Raw genomic sequence first — 16,490 nt, 5'->3', positions numbered from 1 at the left:
CGCAAAGTGAGTCTATCAAGGTCTGCAATTGCACATCAGTGCCACAATGGCACAGCTGCGTGAGCTCACTTAGGCGATTCATTGAATTGTCATCTGCGCGTTGTTACCTTAAAGGCACCCCAGCGTCGGGGGGCTGTCGACGCGCTAAAAGGAGGACAATGTCCTGTCAACGCATGCAGAGGTGGCTAAATCCACCGACGGACGGGCCGCTATGATGGCCGGGTCCCAACTCACCAGCGAAAAGCTGCTTGAGCGTATTCTATCTTCTCTCAACGACGATAAGGCCGAAGATGTTGTGCAGATTGATCTGCGCGGCAAGACCGAGATCGGTGATTACATGATCATCGCGTCGGGTCGCTCGACGCGTCAGGTGTCGTCGATGGCCGAGAAGTTGACGGATCGCATCAAGCAGGAGTTCGGGTTTACCTCGAAGGTCGAAGGCAAGGATACCGGCGATTGGGTCCTGATCGACACGGGCGATGTGGTTGTGCACATCTTCCGGCCAGAGGTGCGCGAGTTCTATCAGCTGGAAAAAATGTGGCTGCCCCAAGGTAGCAGCGCCTCAGCCAACTGAGGCGTTTCGCCCCCGTTGTTTCGGGGGTGCGTTACACATTATGCGCATCAGCATTTGCGTGGTCGGCCGCTTGCGGTCTGGACCCGAGAAAACCCTCATTGACGATTATCTGACCCGGTTCGACCGGACAGGGCGGGCCTTGGGCCTTGGCCCTGCACGGATAATTGAGGTTGAGGATAAGAAAAACGCCGGCATGGGCGCCGAGGCGGCGTTGCTGCGCAAGGCTCTGCCCAAGGGCTCGGTGATCTGTACCCTGGACGAGCGCGGCAAGGTGTTGTCGTCGCCCGATTTTGCCGGTCAGCTGGGCAAATGGCGCGATGCCGGGCGGCAGGATCTGGCGATTGTAATCGGTGGCGCGGACGGGATTGATCCGTCTTTGCGGGCCGAGGCGGATTTTTCGATTTCATTCGGCAAGATGGTCTGGCCGCACATGTTGGTGCGGGTGATGCTGACCGAGCAGCTTTATCGCGCTGCCAACATTCTGGCGGGCGGGCCATATCACCGGGTGTGACTTACTCTAATTCGATGACGTAGGTGTCTTGGTTCCATCCGTGGACAGAATCGCGCGCGCGGATCTGGACCTGTTTGGTGCCCGCCGGGATTTGTACGCCACCCAATGAGCGGGTGAAGGGTTGTTCGGTCTCGTGCGGGTGATGCAGCACACGCATGCCCAGCTCATTGCCGTCCATATCCAGCACCTGCCAACCATCGGCATAGTGATCCCATCCCGTGTCGGGATGGCGGATGGTGACGTCGAATCGCCAGGTGTCACCACTGGCGCGGGCGGCGGCGTCTTCGATCTGCGGGGCGTCGGCCAAGGCGGGCGCAGCCAGGAACAGGGCGGGGATCAGGTATTTCATCATGTCAGCCTAACGTGGATGGTCGGCGGGTTCAGGTCACGACTGTGTGTTCGGTGGCAGTTCCAGCAAAACCTTGCGCGAGTGCGACGCGAACTCACGCCGGTAGAGGATTGCGAGCGTGACAGCGGTGGCCAGCAGCAAGGGGATGGGGCCAAGCATCCACGCAGTGGAGGCAAGCGCGAAATAAATCGTGCGGAGCGCCTTGTTAAAGCTGCGCGCGGCGGTGATCGAAATTTCTGCCGATTGCGAGGCGCGGGGCGCGCAATGCGGGTCTTCGGGGTCGTTTGGCACTGCGGCCATTAGAACGGCACAATACCCAAACAGACGGTGGGACCAAACGAATTTCAAAAACGCATTTGACAAAAGAAGTATTGCGATCAGGATCTTGATCTCCCACACCATGGCCGGAGCACTGCCGATGGCGAGGTCCTTTGCAACGCCTGCCAGCCGCTCGGTGTTGCCGAACAAAGCCAAACCACCCCCGATTGCGATCATCGAAGTGGAGGCGAAGAACGTTGTGCTTTGACGCATGTTCCCAACCAGTTGGGCATCGAACACGCGGGGCTGGCGGGTGATCATCTGGGTCATCCAATCGCGCCGAAATGCATCCATCAGCGCCGAGACCGAGGGCTTGTTCGGGTTGGGGTTTTCAATCCGCCACCCGATCCAGAGCCACCCCGCTATCAGGCAAATCACGGCCACGTAATCCAGCGGCGAAAACAACAAGGAGCGGTCAATCCACGTCATATGCCGACCCTACGATTTACCAGTTGGACTTGCCAGATCGCATAATTGGTAATATTAATTTACCAAACGGAGGGATCTGCATGGAAATGCCCACACCCAACGCGGCCGTTCTGGCGCGCAAGGCAAAGCTGGTTGAGCGGTTGCAGCGCGTGTTGCCGACGGATGCGGTGATTCATGACGAAGCCGAAACGCTGGCCTATGAATGCGATGCGTTGACGGCCTACAAATGTCCTCCGATGCTGGCGGTTCTGCCGACCACGACGCAAGAAGTGTCGGACGTTCTGCGCATTTGTCATGAAGAAGGCGTGCCGGTTGTGCCGCGCGGGTCGGGCACTTCGCTTGCCGGTGGGGCGCTGCCCACTGCGGATTGTGTCATCCTAGGTGTGGCGCGGATGAATGATGTGCTGGAGACGGATTATGCCAACCGCGTCATCCGGGTGCAGTCGGGGCGTACCAACCTGAGCGTCACCGGCGCAGTTGAGGAAGAAGATTTCTTTTACGCGCCAGACCCCTCGTCACAACTGGCCTGTGCGATTGCCGGCAATGTGGCGATGAACTCGGGCGGGGCGCATTGTCTGAAATACGGCGTGACGACCAACAACCTGCTGGGCTTGACCATGGTAATGATGGACGGCACCGTGATCGAGATCGGCGGCGCGCATCTGGATGCGGGCGGGTTGGACCTGCTGGGTGTGATCTGCGGATCCGAGGGGCAGTTGGGCGTCGTGACCGAAGCGACGTTGCGCATCCTACGCAAGCCCGAAGGCGCGCGCCCTGTTCTGATCGCCTTTGATGACAACGAGGTCGCGGGCCAATGCGTCAGCGACATCATCAAGTCGGGTATCCTGCCGGTCGCGATCGAGTTCATGGACACACTGTGCATCAAGGCCTGTGAGAACTTTGCCAAGGCGGGATACCCCGATTGCAACGCCCTGTTGATTGTCGAGGTCGAGGGATCAGAGGCCGAGATCGACTATCAGCTGTCCAAGATCGTCGAGATCGCCAAGCGCCACAATCCGGTGGAGCTGCGCGAGAGTCAGTCAGAAGAGGAAAGCGCCAAGATCTGGCTGGGTCGCAAGTCTGCCTTCGGTGCCATGGGGCAGATGAACGATTACATGTGTCTGGACGGCACGATTCCGGTGTCGTCGCTGCCAATGGTCTTGCGCCGGATTGGTGAGCTGAGCGCGCAGTACGGCCTGGCAGTGGGCAACGTGTTCCACGCGGGCGATGGCAACATGCACCCGCTGATCCTGTTTGACGCCAACAAGCCAGGTGATCTGGAGCTGTGTGAAGAATTCGGGGCCGAGATTCTGAAACTCTGCGTCGATGCGGGTGGCTGTCTGACCGGCGAGCATGGAGTTGGCGTCGAAAAGCGCGATCTGATGCTGCATCAGTATACGGCGGCGGATTTGGAAGCGCAGATGGCGGTTAAGGATGTGTTTGACCCCGCGTGGCTGATGAACCCGGCCAAGGTGTTTCCGTTGTCGGTGACCGAAGCGCGGCGTGACGCGCGGATTGCAGCGGAATGATGGGGGCGTTGCCCCCAAACCCCCAGAGTATTTTGGAAAAGATGAAATGAGACCAGAGACCGAGGGCCAATTGGCCGAGATCGTGGCCAGATTGAGTGAACCTGTGCGGATTTTGGGCGGGGGGACGCGTGGTGTTTTCACGTCGGGGGCTGAGTTGAGCGTGACGGGGCTGAACGGCATTGAACTGTATGAGCCGGGCGCGCTGACATTGGTGACCAAGGCGGGCACACCGGTGGCAGAGGTTGAGGCGGCGCTGGCGGCTGAGGGTCAGCGGTTGGCGTTTGAGCCGATGGATCATCGTGGGCTTTTGGGCACGTCCGGTGCGCCGACGATTGGTGGTGTCGTGGCGGCCAATGTTTCGGGGCCACGTCGGGTGCACGCGGGGGCGTGTCGCGATTTCCTGTTGGGCGTTCGCTATGTCGACGGTTTGGGTCAGGTGATCAAGAACGGGGGCCGGGTGATGAAGAATGTCACCGGCTATGATCTGGTCAAGTTAATGGCGGGGTCATGGGGAACGTTGGGCGTTTTGACTGAAGTGTCTTTGAAGGTGCTGCCAATGGCAGAGGCTGAGGAGACGCTGTGTGTCGCCGTGGACGGGGTCGCGCAGGCAGTCGCGGCGATGTCGGCGGCGCTGGGCTCTCCGTTCGAGGTGTCGGGGGCGGCGTTTGATCCTGCAGCAGGACAAATGCTGTTGCGGGTCGAAGGGTTTGCCGGATCGGTGGCCTATCGGGTTGAACAGTTGCGGGGTGTTGTCGGCGGGTTTGGTGATGTCTCCATGGCTGGCGACAGTGCCACGTTGTGGCGTGACGTACGTGATGTTGCGGCGTTTCAAGGGGCACCGGGCGATGTCTGGCGGATTTCGGTGAAGCCGTCGGATGCACCAGATTTGGCGGATCGTTTGGCCGCAGATGGGTTGCTGTTTGACTGGGGTGGCGGGCTGATCTGGGCGCGGGTATCCGAGGGGACGGATCTGCGGGCAAAACTGGGCGATGTGGCTGGTCATATGACGCTTGTGCGGGGCAAAGGGCAGGCGAAGCTTCAGCCCGAGCCTGCACCGGTTGCGGTGATCACTGAGCAGTTGAGGCGGCGGTTTGATCCGCGCGGGTTCCTTAATCCGGGACTGATGGGGTAGGACATGCAGACGACATTTACGCCAGAACAGTTACAGGACCCTGCGATCCAACGCTCGAACGAGATTTTGCGGTCTTGTGTCCATTGCGGGTTTTGTACCGCGACGTGCCCGACCTATCAGGTGTTGGGGGATGAATTGGATAGCCCGCGCGGGCGGATTTATCTGATCAAGGATATGCTGGAAAACAACCGCGCACCGGATGAGAAGGTGGTCAAACATGTGGACCGCTGCCTGTCCTGTCTGGCCTGCATGAGCACCTGTCCCTCGGGCGTTCACTACATGCATCTGGTGGATCATGCGCGCGAGTATATCGAGGATAACTACAAGCGGCCTTTGTCGGATCGGGCCCTCAGGTGGGTGCTGGCCCAGATCCTGCCGTACCCGATGCGGTTTCGATTGGCCTTGCTGGGGGCCAAGATCGGGCGGCCGTTTCGGGGGGTGGTGCCGGATGCGCGGCTCAGGGCGATGCTGGACATGGCGCCCAAGATGATCCCGCCGGTCAGTCGTAACGACGATCCGCAGAGTTTTGCGCCGTTAGCCCCACCCAAGAAGCGTGTGGCGCTTATGACGGGCTGTGCACAGAAGGCGCTGAACACTGACATCAACGACGCCACGATCCGGCTGCTGGCGCGATTGGGATGCGAGGTTGTGGTGGCCGAAGGTGCGGGTTGTTGCGGGGCGCTGACCCATCACATGGGCAAGACGGCAGAGAGCCACAAGACAGCAGCCAGGAACATCAATGCATGGACGAAAGAGATGGACGGTCAGGGACTGGATGCTATCGTCATCAATACCTCGGGCTGCGGCACCACGGTCAAGGACTATGGCCACATGTTCCGCAATGATCCGTTAGCGACTGATGCGGCGCGGGTGTCCGGGATTGCCATGGATGTCAGCGAGCTGTTGATGCAGCTCGACTTGCCCGAGTGCACGGACAAGGCGCTGACGGTGGCTTATCATGCGGCTTGCTCCTTACAGCACGGGCAGCAGATCAAGACGCACCCCAAAACCTTGCTGAAACGCGCCGGGTTCAAAGTGGTGGAGCCTGCGGATTCGCACTTGTGTTGCGGTAGTGCGGGCACTTACAACCTGATGCAACCCGAGATTTCAGGGCAGCTGAAGGCGCGCAAGGTGCGGACGTTGGAAGCGAAGAACCCGGATATTATCGCGGCAGGGAACATCGGCTGTATGATGCAGGTCGGGTCAGCGACCGAGGTGCCGATTGTGCACACTGTTGAGCTGTTGGATTGGGCGACGGGCGGACCGCAACCGCCCGCTTTGACCGCCAAGGGTAAACGCGCGCCCGAAGTGCCAATCCTGCGTTGACTTGTTGTGCAGGGCTGGGCTGCTAGGGTGCCCGGCAATGAAACGCAATTGAGTGAGGCGCAGATGGGGAACCCGTCGGGAATTGATCAAAGCAGGTTGCTGGAAGCGCATGATTGGAGCTTTCCGGTTCCCATCGCCTATGGTCCGGGGCGGTTGGCTGAGATTGGGGCGAAATGCGTCGCGCTGGGCGTGCGCAACCCTTTGATCGTGACAGATCGGGGCAGTCGTAGTCTTCCTTTCATTGCCGAGTTGACCGACCACCTCATAACCGCTGGCCTGAGATCGCAGGTGTTTTCCGATGTGTCGCCAAACCCTCGCGATGACGAGATTGGCGCTGGATGTGCGGCGTTTCGCGCAGGGGATCACGATGCCATCATCGCCATTGGCGGCGGCAGCGCGATGGATGGAGGCAAGGCGATTTGTCTGACGGCCAACAACACCATCGACCTGTGGGCGTTCGAGTTCGAACAACCTGTGCCGGATGTGCCTGTCGATCAGCCCTTTCCCACGTTGATCACCATTCCGACGACCGCAGGAACCGGGGCCGAGACCGAGAGCACGGCGATGGTCACCCACATCGAAAAGGGGATGAAGTTTTGTATCTGGCATCCCGATCTGAAGCCTTCTCTGGCCTTGCTGGACCCGGCGTTGACGGTTGGACTGCCTCCTCACCTGACCGGCTGGACCGGGGTCGATGCAATGACTCACGCGATCGAAGCCTATTGCGTGCCCGAGTTTCATCCGCTGTGCGATGGGCTGGCGCTTGAGGCGCTGGCGTTGATTTCGCAGTGGTTGCCGGTTGCGTATCGCGAGCCTGGCAACGTGGCAGCGCGCGGCGGGATGCTGGTTGGATCATGCCTTGCCGGGATCGCATTCATGAAAGGGTTGGGCATGGTGCATGCTATCTCGCACATGGTAGGGGCCGAATATGACACCCAGCATGGTCTGACCAATGCGATTGTCCTGCCGGTGGTGATGCGATTCAACCTGACCGGCATGGAGGTCAAGTCAAGGCGGATGGCCGAGGCTATGAGGATCGCAGATCAAACGCCTGCTGGGCTTATTTCTGCGGTCAAAGCGGTTCTGGATGACCTGGCGATCCCAAAATCCTTGGCAGACATTGGTGTGCCTTTGGACTGTGTCGAACGGGTTGCCGAAAAATCGTTGCACGACAGTGCGGCGGGCACCAACCCCGTGGTCGTTGATCTGGACGCCGCCCGTGCGTTGGTCGAACAAGCGATCCGGCAGGCCAGATAAACGCGCAAAACCGATCCCAAGTTGCCGCACGCGCGCCCTAATTTCGCCCCACCGCGCTCCTACCAATTTGAGACAACTCAGATGATGCAGAGACACGTATGCGCACCCTTTTGAAAACCCTAGTTTTGGCGATGATGCCCTTTGCGGCAGCGGCCGAGGATGCGCACCTGCAACGGTTGGACACCACCCATTCGGGACGAGATTGGGAAGCGGTTGGCCGTCTGGACATCAACGGCACCGGGTTCTGCACGGGCGCATTGATTGCGCCGGATCTAGTGCTGACAGCGGCACATTGCCTGTTCAACAAATCCACCAAAGAGCGCATTGACGCCGAACAGATCGAGTTTCTGGCAGGGTGGCGCAATGGCCGTGCGTCGGCCTATCGGTTTGTCCGTCGCGCCGTGGTGCATCCTGATTATGTCTATGACGGCGCGGTATCGACCGAGCGGGTGCGAAATGACGTCGCCCTGCTTGAACTGCAACGCCCGATCCGCAACACCACCGTCGTTCCGTTTCAGACCGGCAAGCGCCCGACGCGGGGCGAAGATGTTGGCGTTGTGTCCTATGCGCAAAGCCGGTCCGAGGCACCCTCGTTGCAAGAGGTCTGCTCGGTCATGGCGCAGCAGCAGGGCATTCTGGTGATGTCATGTGATGTGGATTTTGGATCGTCGGGCGCGCCGATATTCTCGTTCTCTGGTTCTGAACCCCGTATCGTGTCGGTTGTTTCAGCCAAGGCCGAGGTGCAAGGGGATCGCGTGGCGCTTGGGACCGCTTTGGAAGAATCGTTGGTGCTCCTGAGGGCGCAACTGGCATCCGGTCAGGGGTTTGATCAATCTCCATCACCGTCGACCAACCGGATTCAAGTCGGACAAGTGCGCCGCGAGATGGGTGCGAAATTTGTGAAACCATGAGGGGTTTGATCGCACTGATCCTAGGGGTGGCACTGAGCGGAATGGCTCAGGCACAGAGCTCGGGCTTGGTGCGGCTTACAGATCGTGAAGATGTTCTGGGTTGGGAGGCCGTGGGGCGTCTGGATTTGGCGGGAAAGGGGTTTTGTACTGGAACCCTGATTGCGCCTGATCTTGTGTTGACGGCGGCCCATTGTGCCTTTGATCGATCGACTGGGGCGCATTATCCGGTGGATCAGATTGTCTTTCGTGCGGGGTTTCGAGATGGTCAGTCCATAGCCGAGCGGCAGGTCCGCCAGATCGCGACCCATCCTGATTTTGTGGCCAACCAGCCGCCCTCGGCGGATCGGGTGCGCGTCGATGTGGCGTTGATGCGACTGGCCGAGCCGATCACGGTTGCGCAGGCTGATCCGTTCATCTTGCATTCTGGGGATTTGACCGGGGTCGAGGTCAGTGTCTCGTCCTATGGTCGGGGGCGCGCCGAGGCGATTTCGCGTCAGCGTTCGTGTCAGGTGTTGCATCGCGCCGAGGGGTTGCTGGCGTTTGATTGTAATGTCACTTTTGGTTCGTCCGGGTCGGCGGTGTTTGCGCAAGTCGGCAATCGGGGGCGGATTTTGTCGGTGGTGTCGGGGATGACACAGGCCGAGGGGCGCAAGGTGGCGTGGGGCATGGAGCTGCCTGAAATCGTTTCTTTTTTGAAGCAGAGGTTGCGGGTTGAAGCAAGCGCCCCCAAGGCGACGGTGCGGCGGCTGCAGGTTGGCACGCGCCGCAATTCGACAGGGGCCAAGTTCGTTCGTCCTTAAGTTGGTCGAAGGGGGCTTGAAACCCGAAATCACCACTCCCATCTCAAACTTACCGGGCCGCCTGATACAGGGGTTCGGCAAGACAAAACGCCCGTCCGAACGGAGGGCAACAGACGTAAATCGCTCAAAAGATGAGGATGATACCCTATGCGTAGTTTTGATTTTGCACCGCTGCACCGTGCCAGCATCGGCTTTGACCAGATCGCGGACCTGATGGACCGGACTTTGACCAACGACCTGGCTCAGCCCAGCTATCCGCCCTATAATATCGAGAAAACCGCCGTTGATGCCTATCGTATTTCGATTGCCGTCGCCGGGTTTTCAGACGCCGACCTGTCGGTCGAGATGAAAGAGAATTCGCTGGTTGTGTCGGCCAAGAAGGCCGCAAACGAGACCGAGCGCACCTATCTGCACCGTGGCATTGCCACCCGCGCGTTTGAGCGCCGGTTCACCCTGGCAGACCATGTGCGCGTGACCGGGGCCAGCCACACAGACGGGATGCTGCACATCGAGTTGCAGCGCGAAGTGCCCGAAGCGTTGAAGCCGCGCCGGATCGAGATTGCATCCGGTGTATCGGTTGAACAGGACCTTGTTGACGCCAAACCCGTCAACTGACGAAACCTCCCACCTCTCGCGTCCATTGCGGAATTCGGGCGCGAGGGGGCCAAGACGATAATCTTTCCCTCCCTCGGTTATCGTGCCGACCCCGTGCCAGACTGGTGCGGGGTTAGGTGTGTTGGGCCTTTGATTTCGGGGGCGCTCCCGCCCCTTTGGTGCCTTTCTGACGAAAGACCCGTCAGGGTTGGGCCGGGCGCCTCGCCTTCGGCTCGGCGCTGGTGCGTCCAGCCGCTGTTGTCTGAAAAATCCTCAGGGACGGTTGGCGGCGATGGCAAGGCCGTCTGCGACGGCGGTGAAGACTTCGGAAAAGCTGTGTTTGGCGTCGGGGAATAGCGCTTGCATCGCCTGGGGCACCAGCGACATAAGGCTGGAGCCGCCGACGTAGACCACATTGTGCACGTCGTAGGGCGCGCAGTTGGCCATGCGCAGTGTATCTTGGGCCCCTTGATACAGGGCGGTGGAAAACTCGGACAGGCTGCGTGCGATGTCGAGAGCATCCAGCGGGGCATCGAGGCCGCGGTCGATCATGTCGAGGACGATCCGGGCCTGTGCGGTGTCGGGGGCGTTGGCGGCAATCTTGCCGCGTTCCACGGCAAAGGCCAGATCGTGGCCCAGCTCGTCTTCGAGCACCGTTACAAGACGTTGCAGCTTAGCGGGTTCTTCGGCGAGCGTCAGCATGTCAGACGCCATGCGGCGGGTTTGAGCGGTGTAGAGAAACGGGATCTTTTCCCATGTTGCCAGGTCGTTGAAGATGGCGTTGGGGGCCGTCAGCAGGCCCGCGCTGATATCTTTGCGCAGCTGTGTGCCCTTGCCCAGCAGCGGCATGACCGTATCGACGTTGATGGCGCGATCGAAATCTGTCCCGCCGATGCGGATGCCGTGGTTGGCGAGGATGTTCACCTGCCCGTCTGCGCCCGTGTCAAACAGTGAAAAGTCCGATGTACCGCCGCCGATGTCCACAATCAGACCGCGCCCGCCCGTGGCACCACTGGCGATGGCGGCGGCTTCGGGCTCAGCCATGAAGTTCACGTGTTTGAACCCGGCCGCCAGATAGCATTGCCGCAGATCATCCTCGGCCTGTCCCTCGCGCGGGTCATTTGGCCCATGAAAGTTGACGGGGCGGCCAGAGAGGGCGGTGTCGAAAGTCAGACCCGTCTGTGCCTCGGCCCGTGTTTTGATGCGGGACAGGAAGCGGGCGATGATGTCGACAAAGGTTACGCGTTCGTTCAGGATCTGGCGTTTCTCGTGCATCAGGGTGGTGCCCAGCACCCGTTTGAGGGCACGCATGAACCGCCCATCAAGCCCGTCGATCAGGGCGGTGTTAGCGGGGGAACCGATCAGGGTTTTCCTCGTGTCAAAGTCGAAGAAGAACGTGGTTGGCAGGGTTTTCTGCCCCGGCTCAATCTCGATCAGATGCGGCTCGCCATCCAGCAGAATGCCTGCAGCCGAGTTGGAGGTTCCGAAATCGATACCCAATACGGGACGATGTTGCGCCATGTCCGAACCCCATTATCCGTCAATCTGGAAAGCGGGCTGTTTAGGGGGGGGCACTAAGGGCGTCAAGCGGAGACCGCCCAACGCCCTTTATCAGTGCTGTAAGATCAGCTGCCGGTCGAGACTGTCCAGTTGGAAATGAACTCGTTCTGCCCGAGGCATTGTCGACGCCGTCCTTGTCGACCACGACGACGTGATTGTTTTTCTGAAGAATTATCACGGCTTCACCTACAGCGGTGATGTCAGAGAGCTTTACGTTTGCGTAATTCAACGCGCCGTCTGTCTGCGGGACCATTGCCATTGCTCCGGCGCGCAATTGTAGGAGAATTGCGTTGTTGATGTAACGGATGGATGTGGGACGGCTGTGCAAGTTGACGGCAGTGCGATAATTTTGACTCAGTTTTGTAAGAATGAGTCCGGCCGGTGGAAACCAAACGTTAATCGATTGCGAAGATACTGCGGCCCTGCCCCGTAGAAGGCCCAGTTCATTGGACAGCTCCGATATCGCTCTGGTTCAATCCAGTTTCGCCCGCGTTTTTGCCCGAAAAGCAGAATTGGCGGACAGATTTTATGCGCATCTGTTTACCCGAATGCCCGAGGTTGAATCGTTGTTTCGTGGCGACTTCGTGAAGCAGAAAGAAATGTTTGCAACCATGCTGGCCTCGACCGTGCGCAGCCTGTCAAACTACGAGTCGTTTTCGCAGTTGGCGCAGATGTTGGTGCAAAGCCATGCACGGTTCGCATTAAGCGAGGTACAAATGACGAACGCGGCCCACTCTCTTGAGGCCGCGTTGCACGATGTGATGGAGGGGAAACTGACCCCTGAAGAAGAATCAGCCTGGACCCGCGCCATTGTCAAACTGACATCAACGATGGTCACGCGTTAAGGCCGCAGATGCAGTTTAGACCGACATGCAGATGTATTTCATCTCCAGATAGTCCTCGATGCCGTGGTGGCTGCCTTCGCGGCCGAGGCCGGACTGTTTGATGCCACCAAAGGGCGCAACCTCGGTCGAGATTATGCCGGTGTTTACGCCAACGATGCCATATTCCAGCGCCTCGGCGACCTTGTAAACGCGGCTGAGGTCCTTGGCGTAGAAGTAGGACGCCAGGCCAAAGATTGTGTCGTTGGCCATGGCGATGACGTCATCTTCGTTGTCGAACCTGAAGAGCGGGGCGAGGGGGCCGAATGTCTCTTCCTGAGCGACTTTCATGTCCTGCGTGACGCCGGTCACGATGGTCGGCTTGAAGAAGGTGCCGCCCAGATCATGCGCTGCGCCACCAGTCAGGACCGCGCCACCGTTGGAGACAACGTCTTCGATGTGTTCCTGGACCTTATCGATAGCCTCGGCGTTGATCAGCGGGCCAGTGGTGGTGCCCTCAGTCAGACCGTCGCCGATCTGCAGAGCTTCGACAGCTGCTTTCAGCTTGGCTGAGAACTCGTCGTAAACGCCGGCCTGTACATAGATGCGATTGGCGCAGACGCAGGTCTGGCCGTTGTTGCGGAACTTGCACATCATCGCGCCTTCGACGGCGGCGTCCAGATCGGCGTCGTCGAATACAATGAAAGGTGCGTTGCCGCCCAGTTCCATCGAGCATTTCATGACTTGATCCGCGGCCTGTTTCATCAGGATGCGGCCCACTTCGGTCGAGCCGGTGAAGGTCAGCTTGCGGATGCCGGGGTTTTCGCAGAACTCTTTGCCGATTTCCGAGGACGACGACGAGGGCACGACGTTGAATACGCCTGCGGGGATGCCGGCACGTTCGGCCAGAACGCCCATGACAATGGCCGACAGCGGTGTTTCTTTGGCGGGGCGCGCGACGAAAGAACAGCCAGCGGCCAGTGCAGGCGCGGCCTTGCGTGTGATCATTGCGTTGGGGAAGTTCCACGGTGTGATCGAAGCGGCAACGCCGATGGGTTGTTTCAGAACGGTGATGCGTTTGTCACGTTGGTGGCCTGGAATGGTCTCACCATAGATGCGTTTGGCTTCTTCGCCGAAGAATTCGATGAAGGACGCGCCATAGCCGATCTCGCCCACGGCCTCGGCCAGAGGTTTGCCCTGCTCAGCGGTCAGGATGGTGCCCAGATCCTGTGCGTTTGCCACCATCAGGTCGAACCAGCGACGCATGATCACGGCGCGTTCCTTGCCGGTCATCGCAGCCCATTCTTTCTGGGCGGTCTCGGCTTGGGCGATGGCACCGGCCACCTGGGCGCGGCTGAGGTCCGCGACCTCGGCAATAACGTCGCCACGGGCGGGGTTGGTCACGGGGAATGTGCCGTTGTCACCATCAACCCACTGACCACCGATATAGGCTTTGGTTGCAAGCAGCTCAGGGTCCTTGAGTAGCGATTTCAGATCAGTTGTTGCGTCCAGCATGGGTTGGTCTCCGGCTCAAAAGTCATTTGCGTACACACAGTGCATCTGCGGTTGGGTTTGTCTAGTGCCAAGCCAAAAAGGATGAGCAGTCCAGAGTAAAGTGAACGTCACTAAAGCCCTTGTCAGATCGTGTCACGAAAGGGGTTGCACGAACGGGGGGATAAGGTCAATGTGCGCACGGGCCCTGGCGATGGCGTCGCCTCATGCTGATGGCATGCGCCCATGTTCTGTCCTGAACGCCAGGACCTTTCTGAAAAGGAGGGTCAACCCATGACCATCACTACACCGCGCCCTGATTTCTACCGTTATCACAACGGCGTAAAGGCCACGCTGCCGTTTGCCGATAGTGAATACGAGGCCCGCATTACCGAGCTTCGTGAACGGATGGAGGCCGCTGGCGCCTCTGCCGCAGTGTTCACGTCGATGCACAATATCGCGTATTATTCCGGGTTTTTGTACTGTGCCTTTGGGCGGCCTTACGCCCTGGTCGTGACCGAGACCGAATGCGTCACCATCAGCGCGGGGATCGACGCCGGTCAGCCATGGCGCCGCAGTTATGGTGACAACATCACCTATACCGACTGGCAGCGCGACAATTATTGGCGGGCGATTCTGTCGGTGACGGGGGAAAGCCAGGTCATCGGCTACGAGGGCGATCACCTGACGCTGATGCAACGTGACAAGATGGAGGACTTTCTGAAGCCCATCATCATGGTTGATCTGTTCGAGACCACCATGCGCCAGCGGATGCACAAATCCCCGGCCGAGATTGCCCTAATCCGGCATGGGGCCAATGTGGCCGACGTGGGCGGCTATGCGATCCGCGATGCAGTCAAGGTGGGCGTGCGCGAGATCGACGTGGCCATGGCGGGCCGCGACGCGATGGAGCTGGAGATCGCCAAGCGGTTCCCGGGCGCGGAATACCGCGACAGCTGGGTCTGGTTTCAGTCAGGGATCAACACCGATGGCGCGCATAACCCGGTGACGGGCCGCGTGCTGGAGCGGGGTGATATTCTGTCGCTGAACACCTTCCCAATGATCAGCGCCTATTACACCGCGCTGGAACGCACGATGTTTGTTCAAGAGGTTGATCCGGCCTCGCTCAGGATCTGGGAAGCAAACGTGGCCGCCCATGAATACGGTATGTCGCTGCTGAAACCCGGTGTCAGCTGTGCGGACGTCACACATAAGATCAACGAGTTCTTCCAACAGCGTGACCTGCTGCAATACCGCACGTTCGGCTATGGCCATTCCTTCGGTGTGCTGTCGCATTTCTATGGTCGCGAGGCGGGGCTGGAGCTGCGCGAGGACATCGACACGGTGCTGGAGCCGGGCATGGTCATCTCGATGGAGCCGATGTTGACCATCGCGGATGGCGAACCGGGTGCGGGTGGCTACCGCGAGCACGACATTCTGGTGATCACCGAGGATGGCAACGACAACATCACCGGCTATCCCTATGGGCCCGAGTTCAACGTCGTCGGGTGATTCTGGGCGCAAAGTTTTTCAAAAACTTTGCGCCCAGAAAATTTGAATTTTCTGGGTTCCGCCTGTTGCAGATGGTTTGAAAGAGAAAGCCGCATCGAAGGGTGCGGCTTTCTTGATATTTGTTTATTGGTTGGGGAAGTAATCCTCGCACTCGCCGTCCCGATAGACGTCCGCCGTGCAGCAGTGCAGGCCGCCGCCGAACGCATACGCATCGCGCAGCTCGACCTCGACCACTTCCATCCCCAGCTTGTCCATCTGCTCGGCCTGATAAACCTCGGACTTTTCAACGCAGACGGTTTTTGGGTCTAGCACCAGCACGTTCATCGACAGCCAGGTCGAGGAATAACACAGCGGCGGTGGGCTGTTGTGGGCCGGTTGCGCTGCGTCCACGATTTCCCACCCGTTCTTGCGGAACATCTCGCGCTGATCTTCGGGCAGGCGACGTTGTGGGTTGTTGACGATCAGACCCGGGCGCAGCGGCGTGAATGTCGCGTCGATGTGGATCGGGTAAGGGTCGCCGGGGAAGTTCACGGTGTGTACGCGGTGGTCGGGGAAGTGACGACGCAGCCATTCGATGCCTTTGAGGTTGGTGGTGAACCCGTGCTGGACCACCAGATCCTTTCCGAACCGCAGCACGTCAGCGGCGTCGAACAACGGCTCTTCTTCGGTGGTGACAAAGAACTTGTCAGCCGCCCATTCCAGACGTTTGGCGTCGCCGATTTTCTCGCTCAGATAGTCGGGGTGATAGTCCGCATCTGTCAGGCGCGGTTTGGGTGCGGCTTCGTGGCGGAAGTTGGGGTCTTCTTCCCAATACTGTTTCAGCAGTGGGCGGTAGTTCAGATATTCGAACCAGCGGCAACGATATGACATCGTCGCTTCCAGCATTTCGTGCCCCACGGTCAACAGCACATCGCGCGGCGGCATGCAGCCGAACTGGCTGTCGGTGTGGAAATCGGGGGTGGTTACGGGCAGCGAGTGGTCGATAGACTCGGGACGGTCTACGCGAATGCCGCGACCCTTTAGCTGATTGGCGAAGGTGTCCAGCAGCTCGTTGGCACGATCAATGGTTTCCTGCGGGCGACGGCCCCATTGGCCGCGCATGTCGCTGTCTTCGGGCACTTTGGCGTCCAGCGCGGGCTCTTCGGGCGGGATGTGGCAATCATCGGCACGGCCCACGATTACATGGCGCAGGGTGTCCCATTCATTCCAGCTTTTGACTTCAGTTTTCTCAGGCGACCAGGCCATCGGTGCCTCCATCTTTGGGGGAGGCATCAGGCGGGGCCCTCAATCTCCCGATTGAAAGTCCCGGCGTGCAGGAGCGTGGGTGCGGGGCGAGAGCCAATCTCTCTGGCGACGCCATCGCCTGTGAGCCCTGA

The 16,490-nt window shown here is 59.5% G+C and carries 16 protein-coding genes; 11 read left to right on the top strand and 5 right to left on the bottom strand.

Translation table 11 applies throughout. The features are described from left to right. Positions 1–211 precede the first annotated feature (211 nt). Both rsfS and rlmH read left to right on the top strand, forming a co-directional pair. Positions 212–574: a ribosome silencing factor gene (rsfS, locus tag G6R15_RS13685; protein ID WP_164660904.1), complete on the top strand. Its 363-nt coding sequence runs from the start codon at positions 212–214 to the stop codon at positions 572–574. 40 nt (positions 575–614) lie between these two features. Further along, complete coding sequence (gene rlmH / locus G6R15_RS13680) at positions 615–1,085, top strand: 23S rRNA (pseudouridine(1915)-N(3))-methyltransferase RlmH (RefSeq protein ID WP_164660524.1); 471 nt, start codon at positions 615–617, stop codon at positions 1,083–1,085. Between the two features lies 1 nt (position 1,086). On the opposite strand, the gene G6R15_RS13675 is transcribed toward rlmH, so the two are convergent. Together G6R15_RS13675 and G6R15_RS13670 are read right to left on the bottom strand one after the other, a co-directional pair. Continuing rightward, positions 1,087–1,434 carry a hypothetical protein gene (locus G6R15_RS13675; protein WP_164660522.1) on the bottom strand — a complete coding sequence of 116 codons (348 nt, stop codon included), beginning with the start codon at positions 1,432–1,434 and terminating at the stop codon, positions 1,087–1,089. Positions 1,435–1,470: 36 nt separating this feature from the next. Further along, the gene (locus tag G6R15_RS13670) at positions 1,471–2,181 is read right to left on the bottom strand and encodes a DUF599 domain-containing protein (protein ID WP_164660521.1); all 711 of its coding nucleotides are present in this window, start codon (positions 2,179–2,181) and stop codon (positions 1,471–1,473) included. Between the two features lie 80 nt (positions 2,182–2,261). Here G6R15_RS13670 and G6R15_RS13665 point away from each other — a divergent pair, with 80 nt between their 5' ends. The 7 genes from G6R15_RS13665 (at position 2,262) to G6R15_RS13635 (ending at position 9,751) form a co-directional block, all read left to right on the top strand. Continuing rightward, a complete protein-coding gene (locus G6R15_RS13665) occupies positions 2,262–3,710 on the top strand; it encodes an FAD-linked oxidase C-terminal domain-containing protein (protein ID WP_164660519.1) in 1,449 nt (482 codons plus the stop codon). 46 nt (positions 3,711–3,756) lie between these two features. Further along, on the top strand, positions 3,757–4,842 hold the full coding sequence (locus tag G6R15_RS13660) for an FAD-binding protein (protein ID WP_164660517.1): 1,086 nt from the start codon (positions 3,757–3,759) through the stop codon (positions 4,840–4,842). Between the two features lie 3 nt (positions 4,843–4,845). Then, positions 4,846–6,168, top strand: a complete 1,323-nt coding sequence (gene glcF / locus G6R15_RS13655; RefSeq protein ID WP_164660516.1) for a glycolate oxidase subunit GlcF — start codon at positions 4,846–4,848, stop codon at positions 6,166–6,168. A 27-nt stretch (positions 6,169–6,195) separates the two neighbouring features. Next, entirely contained in the window at positions 6,196–7,425 is a 1,230-nt protein-coding gene (locus G6R15_RS13650) for an iron-containing alcohol dehydrogenase (protein ID WP_240336766.1), read from the top strand. A gap of 98 nt (positions 7,426–7,523) precedes the next feature. Continuing rightward, on the top strand, positions 7,524–8,336 hold the full coding sequence (locus tag G6R15_RS13645; protein WP_164660514.1) for a serine protease: 813 nt from the start codon (positions 7,524–7,526) through the stop codon (positions 8,334–8,336). 41 nt (positions 8,337–8,377) lie between these two features. Next, positions 8,378–9,136: a serine protease gene (locus G6R15_RS13640; protein WP_240336765.1), complete on the top strand. Its 759-nt coding sequence runs from the start codon at positions 8,378–8,380 to the stop codon at positions 9,134–9,136. A 147-nt stretch (positions 9,137–9,283) separates the two neighbouring features. Beyond that, on the top strand, positions 9,284–9,751 hold the full coding sequence (locus tag G6R15_RS13635; RefSeq protein ID WP_164660510.1) for an Hsp20 family protein: 468 nt from the start codon (positions 9,284–9,286) through the stop codon (positions 9,749–9,751). A gap of 252 nt (positions 9,752–10,003) precedes the next feature. Here G6R15_RS13635 and G6R15_RS13630 read toward each other — a convergent pair whose 3' ends face one another. Beyond that, positions 10,004–11,251, bottom strand: a complete 1,248-nt coding sequence (locus G6R15_RS13630) for an Hsp70 family protein (protein ID WP_164660508.1) — start codon at positions 11,249–11,251, stop codon at positions 10,004–10,006. A 551-nt stretch (positions 11,252–11,802) separates the two neighbouring features. On the opposite strand from G6R15_RS13630, the gene G6R15_RS13625 reads away from it, so the two are divergent. Continuing rightward, positions 11,803–12,135 (top strand): globin domain-containing protein, encoded by a 333-nt coding sequence (locus G6R15_RS13625; RefSeq protein WP_240336764.1) that lies wholly within the window; start codon positions 11,803–11,805, stop codon positions 12,133–12,135. A gap of 15 nt (positions 12,136–12,150) precedes the next feature. Here the strand turns inward: G6R15_RS13625 and G6R15_RS13620 are convergent, their stop codons facing one another. Next, positions 12,151–13,626 carry an NAD-dependent succinate-semialdehyde dehydrogenase gene (locus tag G6R15_RS13620; protein WP_164660505.1) on the bottom strand — a complete coding sequence of 492 codons (1,476 nt, stop codon included), beginning with the start codon at positions 13,624–13,626 and terminating at the stop codon, positions 12,151–12,153. Positions 13,627–13,896: 270 nt separating this feature from the next. On the opposite strand from G6R15_RS13620, the gene G6R15_RS13615 reads away from it, so the two are divergent. After that, positions 13,897–15,114 carry an aminopeptidase P family protein gene (locus tag G6R15_RS13615; protein ID WP_164660503.1) on the top strand — a complete coding sequence of 406 codons (1,218 nt, stop codon included), beginning with the start codon at positions 13,897–13,899 and terminating at the stop codon, positions 15,112–15,114. Positions 15,115–15,237: 123 nt separating this feature from the next. On the opposite strand, the gene G6R15_RS13610 is transcribed toward G6R15_RS13615, so the two are convergent. Then, complete coding sequence (locus G6R15_RS13610) at positions 15,238–16,359, bottom strand: serine/threonine protein kinase (RefSeq protein WP_164660501.1); 1,122 nt, start codon at positions 16,357–16,359, stop codon at positions 15,238–15,240. Positions 16,360–16,490 lie beyond the last annotated feature (131 nt).

Origin of the sequence: Tropicibacter sp. Alg240-R139 (assembly GCF_900537075.1) — a bacterium.
Lineage (GTDB): Bacteria > Pseudomonadota > Alphaproteobacteria > Rhodobacterales > Rhodobacteraceae > Falsiruegeria.
The sequence above is the reverse complement of the archived record's forward strand: the minus strand, read 5'-3'. Positions and strand labels throughout refer to the sequence as shown.